This window comes from Pseudomonas sp. GL_090, from assembly GCF_057837765.1.
The window spans coordinates 654,400-667,841 of sequence record NZ_CM174452.1 but is presented as its reverse complement, the minus strand read 5'-3'; the positions used below and the strand labels follow the sequence as shown (position 1 = coordinate 667,841).

The window sequence follows — 13,442 nt, the reverse complement described above, 5'->3', positions numbered from 1 at the left end:
TCGGTTGCAAGGCAACCGCCAATCAAACAACTAAAAGATCCAGCCAAGTGGAGCACGCGTGATGAAACAGCCCAAAGTGAATTTCTACAACCTGGCGTGGCGCTGGCATTTCTATGCCGGATTGTTCGTTGCGCCATTCATGGTGATGCTGGCCCTGACCGGCACCATTTACCTGTTCAAACCGCAACTCGACTCGCTGATGTACAGCAGCCTGCTCAACGTTCCGGCCGGTCATCACACAGTGCCGGCCGACGACCTGCTCAAGCGCGTGGAAGACGCGTACCCGCAAGCCACGATCAAGCAGTACCTGCCACCGGTCAGCGCTGAACGTAGCGCGCAGTTTGTCGTGCTCAATGGCGGCAACGAACTGAATGTGTTCGTCGATCCGTACCACGGTGACATCCTCGGCGAGCAAGACGCCAAGAAAAACCTGCAAGCCATTGCCCGCGCGATTCACGGCGAGCTGATGATCGGCACCGTCGGCGATCGGCTGATCGAACTGGCCGCCGGTTGGGGCGTGGTGCTGGTGGTGTCCGGCATCTTCTTGTGGTGGCCACGCGGTCAGGCGGCAGGCATTTTGTGGCCGCGCCTGAACAGTCGTGGGCGCGTATTGTGGCGTGACCTGCACGCGGTCACCGGGTTCTGGGGCGCGTCCCTGCTGCTGGTGATGCTGCTGAGCGGCATGACCTGGACCGGCTTCTGGGGCAAGCAGTACGCCGAAGTGTGGAACGTGTTCCCGGCAGCCATGTGGGATGACGTGCCGAAGTCCGATGTCGAGGCTCGCAGCCTCAACACCGCCACCCGCCAGACCGTGCCGTGGGCCATGGAAAACACGCCAATGCCGATGTCCGGCGACCATGCCGAGCACATGGCCCACGACGGTGCAGCGGCCGGTCCTGCCTCGCCGACCATCCGCCTGCAGGACGTACAAAACATCGCCAAAGAGCGCAAGGTCGAACCGGGTTACAGCATCACCCTGCCGACCAATGCAACCGGCGTGTTCACCATCGCCCTGTTCGCCGACGACCCGCGCAATGACGCCACGCTGCACATCGATCAGTACACCGGCAAGGTCCTGGCCGATGTACGTTTCGAGCAATACGGCAGCGTCGCCCGCGCCACGGAAATCGGCGTAATGCTGCACGAAGGCAAGATGTTCGGCGCCTTCAACCAGATTGTCGTGTTGCTGATCTGCCTGATGATTTTGCTCAGCGCGGTCAGCGGTGTGGTGATCTGGTGGAAACGCCGTCCGCAAGGAAAACTCGGCGTGCCGCCGCTGCGCCACGACCTGCCGAAATGGAAAACCGCGATGGTGATCATGTTCGCCCTGGCGCTGGCCTTCCCGTTGGTGGGTGCTTCGCTGGTGGCGGTTTGGGTGCTCGACCGTGTGCTGCTGTCACGCTTCGCCCGGCAGACTGTGAGCGCCTCATCTTCATCATGAAACAGGCGAGATGCGCGGGATCGATAGCACTGTAGACTTCCCGCACTTTTCGTCGCTGCCCTATCGCGAGCAGGCTCGCTCCCACATTTGACCGTGTTCCAATGTGGGAGCGAGCCTGCTCGCGATGGCGTCATCCGCCGCTCCAGAAACTTCAAGAACAACTGCATGACCTCGCTGAACCTCACAAAACTCACCTGGTCTCCACTGGGTCACGGCCATTGCCATCACCAATTCCAGCTGCGTAACGCCTCGCTACAGGTGGCCGCCGGTGAGTTCGTCGGGCTGATCGGCCCCAACGGCAGCGGCAAGACCAGCCTGTTGCGCTGTGCCTGGCGCTTCAGTAAACCGGAAAGCGGCGAGGTCAGGCTCGATCACCGGAACGTCTGGAAGCAATCCTCGCGCTGGTGTGCGCAACGCATCGCCGTGGTGCTGCAGGAGTTCCCTGAAGCCTTCGGCCTGACTGTCGAGGAAGTGGTCGCCATGGGCCGTACGCCGCACAAAGGCTTGTTCGATGGCGACACCCTTGAAGACCGCGACCTGATCAATCAGGCCCTGGAGTCCGTCGGCCTCAAGGGCTTCGAAGACCACGGGTTCGTCACGCTCTCCGGTGGTGAAAAACAGCGAGTCATCCTCGCCCGCGCCCTGGCCCAGCAACCACAATTGCTGATCCTCGACGAGCCGACCAACCACCTCGATCCGCGTTATCAGCTTGAGCTTTTGCAGTTGGTCAAGCGCTTGAACATCGGCACCCTGGCGAGCATCCACGACCTCAATCTGGCGGCGGCTTTTTGTGATCGGCTGTACGTGATCGACCATGGTCGTATCGTCGCCAGCGGCACGCCAAAAGAAGTCCTGACGGCTGCGCTGCTGCGCAATGTGTTCGGCGTCGAAGCACTGATCGATGAACACCCACTGCACGGCTACCCACGAATCACCTGGATAACCCAACCATGACTTTGCGTTCCCTGCTGCGCTGCTGCCTCCCTCTCGTGATGCTGCCGGGCTGCACCCAGGCATTGGCCGAAGCCACCCGTTACCCGCTGACAATCAAAAGCTGCAACCGCGAAGTGACTTTCAAGCAGGCACCACAACACGCCCTCAGCCACGACATCAACATGACTCAGATGATGCTCGCCCTCGGCCTCAAACCACGGATGGCCGGTTACAGCGGCATCAGTGGCTGGAAGGCCGTGACGCCCCAGATGCAGGGCATTCTCGAAGGCCTGCCGGAACTGGCGGCCAAGTACCCGTCGGTGGAAACCCTGCTCAATGCCAACGTCGATTTCTTCTTCGCCGGCTGGGACTACGGCATGCGTATCGGCGGCGATCTCACGCCACAAACCCTGCAACCGCTGGGCATCAATGTGTACGAGCTGAGCGAATCCTGCGCCTTCGTGATGAAACGCCCCCCGGCCAGTCTCGAAGACACCTACAACGATCTGCGCAACCTCGGCAGAATCTTCGACGTGCAGGACCGCGCCAATGCCCTGATCGCCGACATGCAGGCGCAAGTGGCGAATATTCGCAAAGACCTGCCCGCGGAAAAACCGCGGGTCTTCCTGTACGACAGCGGCGAAGACCGGGCCATGACCTCGGGGCGTCTGGGCATGCCGCAAGCACTGATCGACGCCGCTGGCGGACGCAATGTCCTGGAGGATGTCGACGCGAGCTGGACCCGGGTCAATTGGGAAACCGTGGTCGAGCGCAACCCCCAGGTGATCGTGATCGTCGACTACAGCGAAATCACTGCCGAACAGAAGATTCAATTCCTGCTGAGCAACAAGGCCCTGCAATCGGTGGACGCGATCAAGCACCGGCGCTTCATCGTCATCCCGTACGTGCAGGCCACGCCGGGGATCGACAACGTGCTGGCGGTCGCAACCCTGGCCAAGGGTTTCCGCGGCGAATGATCAACCGTCGCTACGCCCTGTTGCTGATCGCCCTCGGTGCCCTGTTGCTGGTGTCGTGCGTGGTGTCCCTGGGTTTCGGCCCGGCGCGGGTGCCGCTGGATGTGGTGTGGCGCATCCTGCTGCACAAAATGTTCGGTTTCGGTGTGCCGGACTGGAGTCCCGGACAGGAACCTATCGTCTGGCTGATCCGCGTCCCGCGCATGCTGCTCGGCGCGCTGGTGGGCGCCGGACTGGCGTTGATCGGCGCGGTGCTGCAAGCGGTGACGCGCAACCCGTTGGCTGACCCGCATTTACTTGGCGCCACGTCCGGCGCGACGTTAGGCGCGGTGATCGTGGTGCTGCATGTCGGTGAGATCGTTGGCCTGCTGACCTTGCCCATCGCGGCATTTATCGGTGCATTGCTGAGCATGCTGGTGGTGCTGATGATCGCCAATCGCCACGGCCGCCTCGACAGTGATCGCTTGTTGTTGTGCGGCGTGGCGGTGTCGTTCGTGATGATGGCGATTGCCAATTTGCTGCTGTTCATGGGCGATCATCGAGCCAGTTCGGCGGTGATGTTCTGGATGCTCGGCGGGCTCGGGTTGGCACGCTGGGAGCTGCTGACGGTGCCGACAGCCAGTGTGTTGCTCGGGCTGGTGTTGCTGCTGGGCATGGCGCGACCGCTGAATGCGCTGATGGCCGGCGAGCAGACAGCAGTGACCCTGGGCCTGAATGCACGCACCGTGCGCCTGCGAGTGTTTCTGATTGCGTCATTGATGACCGGAGTGCTGGTATCGATCAGCGGCTCGATCGGTTTTGTCGGGCTGATGGTGCCGCACATTGCGCGGCGTCTGGTCGGCGCTGAACACCGAAGATTGCTGCCGGTGTGCGTATTGCTCGGCAGCGTGTTTCTGGTCTGGGTCGACGTCGCCGCCCGGACACTGATCGCCCCCGAAGACTTGCCCATCGGTGTTGCCACTGCTGCAATTGGCGGGTTGTTCTTCATCGGCTTGATGCGACGTCGTTAATGCCACATTTAATTAAAAAAGTTTCAAACTACATTTACGCTTGGAAAAACTCCGTATTAAGTTAGCGCTTAACAAGTTCTCCATCACGCTCATACTCCGCACTCGCGAGCTCAACTATAAAACCCTCGCGCACTTCAATGACGATTATTCCTACAGCTTAATCGCCACAACTCTTACAAGAGCGGAAAGAGGTAAACATGTTCAAGAAGTTCATCGCATCCATTGCACTTGTTTCAGCGCCCGCATGGGCAGTGCAACCACCCTTTACTGGCGTTGACTACAGTGGTCGGTATCAATGCACTGGAATGGACAGCCATATCGGTCCGTTCGAAGGTGTTGTCGAGATGAAGCTCAATGCCGAACAGAGTACCGGAGAACACGGCGCCTACGGTTTTACGCTGACGTTGCTCGACAACTCCCGGTATGACGGATTTGCTGCCGCCAACTTGAGTTCCCTGGCGATTTATTTTGCCCATACGGATCCGTCGCTCAAGGATTACGGCATCGGAATTGCGAAAATTGCTACAACCCCTGACGGGAAAACTTCATTCACCAAGTACTACTACGGCCCGGAATACGAAGGTGGCGGGCATGGTTTTGAAACCTGCATCAAAAGCTGATTTGTTGCACCGCTGACCTTGTGGGAGCGGGCTTGCTCGCTCCCACAGTCGGTTTTTGTTGCTCACATAATCTTCGCCCCAATCTGGCGCAACTCTTCGCACCAACGCGCCAGACGCGATCCCTCATGGTGCGCCATCAAACCGTTCAACCGCTCTAAAACGACATTTCCCTGCCTTTTGCCGACCGGGCACAGCCCTTGCAAAACACCCCTTCAGTAGTCCGCATCTGCCAACCAAGAAAACTCATAAGTTCATGGAGATCGCACAATGAAGCGTCGCAGTTTGATCAAGGCTTTCACACTCTCGGCAAGCATCGCCGCGATGGGCATGACCTGGACTGTCCAGGCCGCCGAGACCATCAAGGTCGGTATTCTGCATTCGTTGTCCGGCACCATGGCGATCTCCGAAACGTCGCTCAAAGACATGGCGCTGATGACCATCGACGAGATCAACGCCAAGGGCGGCGTGAACGGCAAGATGCTCGAGCCGGTAGTGGTCGACCCGGCCTCGAACTGGCCGCTGTTCGCCGAGAAGGGTCGTCAGTTGCTGACCCAGGACAAGGTCGCCGTGGTGTTCGGTTGCTGGACTTCCGTGTCGCGCAAATCGGTACTGCCGGTGTTCGAAGAACTCAACGGCCTGCTGTTCTACCCGGTGCAATACGAAGGCGAAGAGATGTCGCCAAACGTGTTCTACACCGGCGCGGCGCCGAACCAGCAGGCGATCCCTGCCGTTGAATACCTGATGAGCGAAGAAGGCGGCAGCGCCAAGCGCTACTTCCTGCTCGGCACCGACTACGTGTACCCGCGCACCACCAACAAGATCCTGCGTTCGTTCCTTCACTCCAAAGGCGTGGCCGACAAGGACATCGAAGAGGTCTACACCCCGTTCGGTCACAGCGACTATCAAACCATCGTCGCCAACATCAAGAAGTTCTCGGCCGGTGGAAAGACGGCGGTTATCTCCACCGTCAACGGCGACTCCAACGTGCCTTTCTACAAAGAACTGGCGAACCAGGGCCTGAAAGCCACCGACGTTCCGGTCGTGGCGTTTTCGGTCGGCGAAGAAGAACTGCGCGGCATCGACACCAAGCCACTGGTGGGCAACCTGGCGGCGTGGAACTACTTCGAATCGGTCGAGAATCCGGTGAACAAGAAGTTCGTCGATGACTGGAAGGCCTACGCGAAGAAACACAACCTGCCAGGCGCCGACAAGGCAGTGACCAACGACCCGATGGAGGCCACTTATGTCGGCATCCACATGTGGGCGCAAGCGGCGGAAAAAGCCAAATCCACCGACGTCGACAAAGTCCGCGAAGCCCTGGTCGGCCAGACCTTTGCTGCGCCGTCCGGTTACACGCTGACCATGGACAAGACCAATCACCACCTGCACAAACCGGTGATGATCGGCGAGATCCAGTCAGACGGTCAGTTCAACGTGGTGTGGCAGACCGAAGGGCCGATCCGCGCCCAGCCGTGGAGCCCGTTCATCCCGGGCAACGACAAGAAGCCGGAGTATGCAGTGAAGAGCAACTGAGCCACTGGGTGTCGGGCCCAAGCATTCGGGCCTGACACAAATCCCTGTGGGAGCGAGCCTGCTCGCGATGACGGCGGCACATTCAACATTTCTGTGACTGAACAACCGCTATCGCGAGCAGGCTCGCTCCCACAATGTCCGCGTCAAGGCGACTATCTATGCCCACCGCCCTTTATCGTCTCATCTTCGCCATCGCATTTTTACTGCCGATGGCCACTCACGCCGGCGACGCCGAAGACTTCGTCGCCGCCAATCCCGTGCAGCAAGCCAGGCTGCTGGAAACCTGGGCGGCGCAGCCCGATCCGGCCCGTATCGAACTGATCAACGCCCTGCAACAAGGCGAATTGACCGTCGACGGCCAGCCGAAAACCCTGCGTCTGAACAACCGCCTGCGGGGTCTGATCGACACCGCGTTGGCCAGTCATCAATTGCTCGCCGCCGACGCCAAACTCCGTCTGAGCGCTGCGCAGCAACTACAGAAAAGTGCCAAGCCGGCGCAGTTGAAATTCCTCGACCAACAACTGGAGGGCGAAAAGGACGAAGGCGTTCACGCCGCACTGAGCCTGGCTCTGGCCAACCTGCAACTGGTGGATGCCGACCCGGCTGTACGGCTGGCCGCTGTGCGCTTGCTCGGCGAAACCGGCGACCCGCTGGCCCGCACCCGCCTCGAAGGCTTGCTCGAACCAGGCGTTGAAGCCGATGCCAATGTACGCACGGCGGCCGAAACCAGCCTGGCTCAAGTCAAACGCAAACTGCTGGTCGGCGAAATGCTCGGCCAGGCATTCAGCGGTATGTCACTTGGATCGATTCTGTTGCTCGCCGCCCTGGGGCTTGCAATCACCTTCGGTCTGCTCGGCGTGATCAACATGGCCCACGGCGAGATGCTGATGCTCGGCGCCTACTCGACCTATGTGGTGCAACTGATGTTCCAGCGCTTCGCGCCGCAGGCCATCGAGTTCTATCCGCTGATCGCGCTGCCGGTGGCGTTTTTCGTCACCGCGGCTATCGGCATGGCGCTGGAGCGCACGGTAATTCGCCACCTCTACGGCCGTCCACTGGAAACCCTGCTCGCCACCTGGGGCATCAGCCTGATGCTGATTCAACTGGTTCGCCTGGTGTTCGGCGCACAGAACGTCGAAGTGGCCAACCCGGCCTGGCTGTCGGGTGGGATTCAGGTGCTGCCTAACCTCGTGCTGCCGTACAACCGCATCGTCATCATTGCCTTTGCGCTGTTTGTGGTGGTGCTGACCTGGCTGCTGCTGAACAGGACGCGCCTGGGCCTGAATGTTCGCGCCGTGACGCAGAACCGCAACATGGCGGCTTGCTGCGGAGTACCCACCGGGCGCGTAGACATGCTCGCCTTCGGCCTCGGCTCGGGCATTGCCGGCCTCGGTGGCGTGGCCCTGAGCCAGATCGGCAACGTCGGCCCGGATCTCGGCCAGAGCTACATCATCGACTCGTTCCTGGTGGTGGTGCTCGGCGGTGTCGGTCAGTTGGCCGGTAGCGTGCTGGCGGCGTTTGGCTTAGGGATCGCCAACAAGATTCTCGAACCGCAGATCGGTGCCGTGCTCGGCAAAATCCTCATCCTCGCGTTGATCATTCTGTTCATCCAGAAACGTCCGCAAGGCCTCTTCGCACTCAAAGGACGGGTGATCGACTGATGAACCAGCCCCTGCTCGTTACCGCGACCCAAAAAGCCGGCCCCAGAGTCTCGATTGCCGTCGGTGCGGTGATCCTCGTTCTGCTGCTGGCGCTACCGCTGCTGTCGCTGATATCGCCGGACAGCACGCTGCACGTTTCGGCCTACACACTGACGCTGGTGGGCAAGATACTTTGCTACGCCATCGTCGCCCTGGCGCTCGATCTGGTGTGGGGTTACGCCGGCCTGCTGTCCCTCGGCCACGGCCTGTTCTTCGCCCTCGGTGGCTATGCCATGGGCATGTACCTGATGCGCCAGGCCTCGGGAGATGGCTTGCCGGCGTTCATGACCTTCCTGTCGTGGAGCGAAATGCCGTGGTTCTGGACTGGCACCAGCAGTTTCCTCTGGACCCTGTGCCTGGTGGTTTTGGCGCCGGGGTTGCTGGCCTTGGTGTTCGGCTTTTTCGCCTTCCGTTCGCGGATCAAGGGCGTGTACTTTTCGATCATGACCCAGGCCCTGACCTTCGCCGGCATGCTGCTGTTCTTCCGCAACGAAACCGGATTCGGCGGCAACAACGGCTTCACCAACTTCCGCACGATTCTTGGCTTTGGCATCACTGAACCGGGCACCCGCGCGGTGCTGTTTTTCGCCACGGTGCTGTTGCTGGTGGCGAGCCTGTTTATCGGCTGGCGCCTGGCGCAAAGCAAGTTCGGACGTGTACTGACCGCGCTGCGCGATGCGGAAAATCGTCTGATGTTCTGCGGCTACGATCCGCGCGGCTTCAAGTTGTTCGTGTGGGTTTTGAGCGCGGTGTTGTGCGGCCTGGCCGGTGCGCTGTACGTGCCGCAAGTGGGGATCATCAACCCGAGCGAGATGTCGCCGACCAACTCCATCGAAGCAGCAGTATGGGTAGCACTGGGCGGGCGCGGGACGTTGATCGGCCCGTTGCTCGGTGCCGGCGTGGTCAACGGTATGAAGAGCTGGTTCACCGTGGCATTCCCCGAGTACTGGCTGTTCTTCCTCGGCGCGCTGTTCATTGTCGTGACCCTGTATTTGCCCAAAGGCGTGATCGGCCTGTTGAAGAAAAGAGGTGAGCAATGAGAGTGACTGCAACGGCTGAATTCATGCTCGAACCGGCGTTCTTCCCCGTGGAACCGAACAAGGATGCCGGCAGCAGCCGCGATGCCATTGGCCTCGGTCAACGGGTCGGACCTGGCCTGAACACCCGCCATGGCACCATCCTGACCCTGGAAGACATCAGTGTCAGCTTCGACGGCTTCCGCGCGCTGAACGAACTGAACCTGTACATCGGCGTCGGCGAACTGCGCTGCATCATCGGCCCCAACGGCGCGGGCAAGACCACGCTGATGGACGTGATCACCGGCAAGACCCGTCCCAGCCACGGCAAGGCCTGGTTCGGCGAAACCCTGGACCTGACGCAAATGAGCGAAGTGCAGATCGCCCAGGCCGGTATCGGTCGCAAGTTCCAGAAGCCGACGGTGTTCGAAGCCTTGAGTGTTTTCGAGAACCTGGAACTGGCGCAGAAAACCGACAAATCGGTGTGGGCCAGCCTGCGGGCGCGCCTCAATGGCGAACAAAAGGACCGCATCGCCGAAGTGCTGGAGACCATTCGCCTGACCTCGTCGGTCAATCGCCCGGCCGGCCTGCTGTCCCACGGTCAGAAGCAGTTTCTGGAGATCGGCATGTTGCTGATGCAGGACCCGCAATTGCTGCTGCTCGATGAACCGGTGGCGGGCATGACCGACGCCGAAACCGAATTCACCGCCGAGCTGTTCAAGAGCCTGGCCGGCAAGCACTCGCTGATGGTGGTGGAGCACGACATGGGCTTCGTCGGCTCGATTGCCGACCACGTCACGGTGTTGCATCAGGGCAGCGTGCTGGCCGAAGGGTCGCTGGAACAGGTGCAGGACAACGAGCGGGTGATCGAGGTTTATCTCGGTCGTTAAGCCTGCAAATACATCCCTCTGTAGGAGCGAGCCTGCTCGCGAAAGCGGTGCATCAGTCACCAACGATGTTGAGTGTGCCGACGCCATCGCGAGCAAGCTCGCTCCCACAGGGGGATCTGAGGAGTATTTGAGAATGTTGCAAGTCGAAAAACTGCACCAGTACTACGGCGGAAGCCACATCCTGCGCGGTCTGACGTTTGACGTGAAGGTCGGCGAAGTCACCTGCTTGCTCGGCCGTAACGGCGTGGGCAAGACCACCCTGCTCAAATGCCTGATGGGCTTGTTGCCAGCCAAGGAAGGCGCAGTGAATTGGGAAGGCAAGCCGATCACCGCCCTCAAGCCGCACCAGCGTGTGCACGCCGGGATCGCCTACGTGCCGCAGGGCCGGGAAATCTTCGGCCGCCTGACCGTGGAAGAAAACCTGCTGATGGGCCTGTCGCGCTTCCCCGGCAGTGAAGCGAAGGAAGTGCCGGCGTTCATCTACGAGCTGTTCCCGGTGCTGCTGCAAATGAAGCAGCGCCGGGGTGGCGACTTGTCCGGTGGCCAGCAACAACAACTGGCCATCGGCCGCGCGCTGGCCAGCCGCCCTCGCCTGCTGATCCTCGACGAACCCACCGAAGGCATCCAGCCGTCGGTGATCAAGGAGATCGGTGCCGTGATCAAAAAACTCGCGGCCCGGGGCGACATGGCCATTCTACTGGTCGAACAGTTCTACGATTTCGCCGCCGAACTGGCCGACCAATATCTGGTGATGTCCCGGGGTGAAATCGTGCAACAGGGTCGCGGTGAAAACATGGAAACCGAGGGCGTGCGTGGGCTGGTTACGATCTGAGCAGTGAACTGTCAGCGCTCATTCAGAATCCGTGGTGATGCGGTTTGCCCCTGCATAGGGCAGCCATTCAGAACCCACCACGCCGCCAACATCCCAGAGCGGGCTGCTTTTTTCGACCGTCAGTACGCCCGTTACTGCAACACTCAAGACAAAATCCTTAGCGCTCAGATGTCCACCCAACAAGAGCTTATCGATGTTGACGCCCATCGCCCCTTCGGTCTTGATAACCCAGGCTTCGGCTTCAGAAAACGTGCTGTGGTACTTCAGCAATGCACCGTCCGGGGTCTGGCGGAACACCGAATAACCCACGGAGGAGTCAACCAAACCTGACTCCCGAGCCTGCTGAACACTGAATACCAATGACTGGGGTGAGAAAAACTGCTGATACAAGTCAGCCTCTTTTTCCGGTAGTGGCGTCGCCAGCAACTCTGGCCCCAGGTACACACCTGCCAACGTCTGACTTTCCGGTAACCGAAAACCGCCTGGAATGGCAGGAAATACCTGCTCGATTGCCAACAGTCCATCAGGTCGATTGAGCGGCAATGTCGCGATGTATTCGTCACGGTCGCGACGCTTGAGGATAAAACCCACACGCTGATGTCCCGCTGTCGCTGGCACACGATTCAAGGCATCGTTCAACGCCGAGGCCGGGTCTTCAAAAACACCCGTAAAAAACGGCTGGAGTTTGGGAGGCCCGGGTATGACCGGTTGGTAGGGAGTCCATTCAGCAGTGATCGGGCCACGCAGCCCACCCCACAGGGTGCCTGGCTCCAGGACACGCATGTGACCGATGACCGCGATCCTTCTGACCATGTCTTCGGGTCTGTGGCCCATTCGGAATACAGGACTGTAGGCTGAGTCCGGTGGATTAATGGAATAAGCCACCAGAGAACCGGAAAGATCTGAAACATAACTATGTTTAAAAAAGTCCCGGTGATTGAACGCACCATGGACATCTGGCATCGAAGGCAGCGCGTTGAACAACTTGACCTGATCAGAGTTGAAGGTTGGATTCGCCTTGGCAATACTCTTGTAAATGTCCGGATGACTATGCCATTTGCCAACGCAAAGGTATCCGGCTGGATGGCTGATCGTCTGGGTCTGCCGGTCGTAGTTCAGCAAACGCTCCATATCAAACGAAGTTGCCTCACCCTGGATAGGTGTTGTCGCGACAAACTTGCCATCCGGGCGCTGCAAAATGAGTGCACCGTACTCTCTGTCGTTCAGACGCTCATGTTGGTGAACCCAATACGCAGCATCGTCTTCGCAAATGAAGGGAAGGCTGACAGGTGGCAGCACCGGCGCGGCCTTGGCGGGTTGCTCAAGTGGTAGCGTTGCAAGTTGCTCAAGCATTTTTCGAGCATTTTCACGATCTGTATCGGTGGTCATCAATAAACTCCAAGACGTTCAGTCGCCCCGCAGAAGGAGGGAGCGGACGCTTGGATGCTGAGTTCTTTGGAAGCACGGATGGCGGTACATATGTATGCCTAAAAGGTGGTTAAGCACCAATTTGTTGCTCGGCATTTCATAGTGCGCCCCTTGTTGGTGCGCAAGCCCCAGCAATAGTTGCCTCCTGCCCGGGATACCTTGCGGCACAGCCTTTGCAACATCCTGACAACTTCCGGATAAGCACTGACTATGACTCTTCCCGCATCTGGTGCCTTGTTTACCCCCAGTTGGCACGCCGAACTGGAGCTGGGCTACGCCCGATTCGACAACACCACTCGCCCGGTCCAGCGTCGACACAAAGGTCCGTTGCGGGTGCAAAAACACCTGTATGCCGAAGGGCCAGAAATCTGCCAGCACATCATCGTCCACCCACCCGGCGGCATTGCCGGCGGTGATCGGCTGGACATCTCGGCCAGTGTCGAGCGCGATGCCTGGGCACAAATCACCAGCCCCGGCGCGGCCAAGTGGTATCGCGCCGCCGGCCCCGCCTATCAGCGGCTGGACTTGCGTGTGGCGGCCGGTGCGACACTGGAGTGGCTGCCCCAGGAGACGATCATTTTCAGCGCGGCCCAGGCTGAGCTCAGTACCTCTATTGACCTTGAAGGCGATGCCCGCTTGTTCTACTGGGACGTGGTTGCATTGGGTCGACCCGCCAGCGGCGAGCGCTTCGATCTCGGGCACTTCCAGGCGCAATTGGATATCCGCCGCGACGGCCAGTTGCTCTGGCATGAACGCCAGCGCATTGTCGGGGCAGACGGTTTGCTGGACTCGCCCATCGGGCTCGATGGGCAACCGGTGTTTGCTACGTTGCTGGTGACGGGTGAGATCGACAGCGAACTGCTGGAAACCTGCCGCTCGCTACCCAACGAAGTGCGCGGAGATCTGACGCAGTTGCCGGGATTGCTGGTAGCACGGTGTCTGGCCAGTGAAGCACTCGTGGCGCGCGGCTGGTTGATTGATTTGTGGCGATTGCTTAGGCCTGCGTTGCTTTGCCGCGAAGCAATACCTCCAAGAATATGGAACACCTGAATTGCTTTTCTGTGG

General features: G+C 59.8%; 12 protein-coding genes. 11 read left to right on the top strand and 1 reads right to left on the bottom strand.

All coding sequences use genetic code 11. From position 1 onward, the window contains the following. Positions 1-61: 61 nt before the first annotated feature. The 10 genes from AC3ITA_RS02895 to urtE all read left to right on the top strand — a co-directional run bounded on the left by AC3ITA_RS02895 (position 62) and on the right by urtE (position 10,949). Complete coding sequence (locus AC3ITA_RS02895; RefSeq protein WP_489279381.1) at positions 62-1,441, top strand: PepSY-associated TM helix domain-containing protein; 1,380 nt, start codon at positions 62-64, stop codon at positions 1,439-1,441. Positions 1,442-1,606: 165 nt separating this feature from the next. Beyond that, on the top strand, positions 1,607-2,395 hold the full coding sequence (locus tag AC3ITA_RS02890) for an ABC transporter ATP-binding protein (protein ID WP_489279379.1): 789 nt from the start codon (positions 1,607-1,609) through the stop codon (positions 2,393-2,395). Beyond that, positions 2,392-3,351: an ABC transporter substrate-binding protein gene (locus tag AC3ITA_RS02885; protein WP_489279377.1), complete on the top strand. Its 960-nt coding sequence runs from the start codon at positions 2,392-2,394 to the stop codon at positions 3,349-3,351. Before AC3ITA_RS02890 ends, AC3ITA_RS02885 begins: the two co-directional genes overlap by 4 nt. Continuing rightward, positions 3,348-4,358: a FecCD family ABC transporter permease gene (locus tag AC3ITA_RS02880; protein WP_489279375.1), complete on the top strand. Its 1,011-nt coding sequence runs from the start codon at positions 3,348-3,350 to the stop codon at positions 4,356-4,358. Before AC3ITA_RS02885 ends, AC3ITA_RS02880 begins: the two co-directional genes overlap by 4 nt. Positions 4,359-4,555: 197 nt before the next feature. After that, positions 4,556-4,978, top strand: coding sequence for a hypothetical protein (locus tag AC3ITA_RS02875; protein WP_414928572.1), 423 nt, complete (start codon positions 4,556-4,558; stop codon positions 4,976-4,978). A gap of 267 nt (positions 4,979-5,245) precedes the next feature. Continuing rightward, positions 5,246-6,511, top strand: a complete 1,266-nt coding sequence (urtA, locus tag AC3ITA_RS02870) for an urea ABC transporter substrate-binding protein (RefSeq protein ID WP_489279374.1) — start codon at positions 5,246-5,248, stop codon at positions 6,509-6,511. A 158-nt stretch (positions 6,512-6,669) separates the two neighbouring features. After that, complete coding sequence (gene urtB, locus AC3ITA_RS02865) at positions 6,670-8,172, top strand: urea ABC transporter permease subunit UrtB (RefSeq protein ID WP_489279373.1); 1,503 nt, start codon at positions 6,670-6,672, stop codon at positions 8,170-8,172. Further along, positions 8,172-9,251 carry an urea ABC transporter permease subunit UrtC gene (urtC, locus tag AC3ITA_RS02860; protein ID WP_489279371.1) on the top strand — a complete coding sequence of 360 codons (1,080 nt, stop codon included), beginning with the start codon at positions 8,172-8,174 and terminating at the stop codon, positions 9,249-9,251. The genes urtB and urtC overlap by 1 nt, the downstream gene beginning before the upstream one ends. Next, positions 9,248-10,117 carry an urea ABC transporter ATP-binding protein UrtD gene (urtD, locus tag AC3ITA_RS02855; RefSeq protein ID WP_095944227.1) on the top strand — a complete coding sequence of 290 codons (870 nt, stop codon included), beginning with the start codon at positions 9,248-9,250 and terminating at the stop codon, positions 10,115-10,117. The genes urtC and urtD overlap by 4 nt, the downstream gene beginning before the upstream one ends. A gap of 133 nt (positions 10,118-10,250) precedes the next feature. Next, positions 10,251-10,949 (top strand): urea ABC transporter ATP-binding subunit UrtE, encoded by a 699-nt coding sequence (gene urtE / locus AC3ITA_RS02850; protein WP_489279368.1) that lies wholly within the window; start codon positions 10,251-10,253, stop codon positions 10,947-10,949. A gap of 18 nt (positions 10,950-10,967) precedes the next feature. On the opposite strand, the gene AC3ITA_RS02845 is transcribed toward urtE, so the two are convergent. After that, complete coding sequence (locus tag AC3ITA_RS02845) at positions 10,968-12,338, bottom strand: DUF4329 domain-containing protein (RefSeq protein ID WP_489279367.1); 1,371 nt, start codon at positions 12,336-12,338, stop codon at positions 10,968-10,970. Positions 12,339-12,587: 249 nt separating this feature from the next. Here AC3ITA_RS02845 and AC3ITA_RS02840 point away from each other — a divergent pair, with 249 nt between their 5' ends. Continuing rightward, positions 12,588-13,427 (top strand): urease accessory protein UreD, encoded by an 840-nt coding sequence (locus AC3ITA_RS02840; RefSeq protein ID WP_489279365.1) that lies wholly within the window; start codon positions 12,588-12,590, stop codon positions 13,425-13,427. Positions 13,428-13,442: the final 15 nt, after the last annotated feature.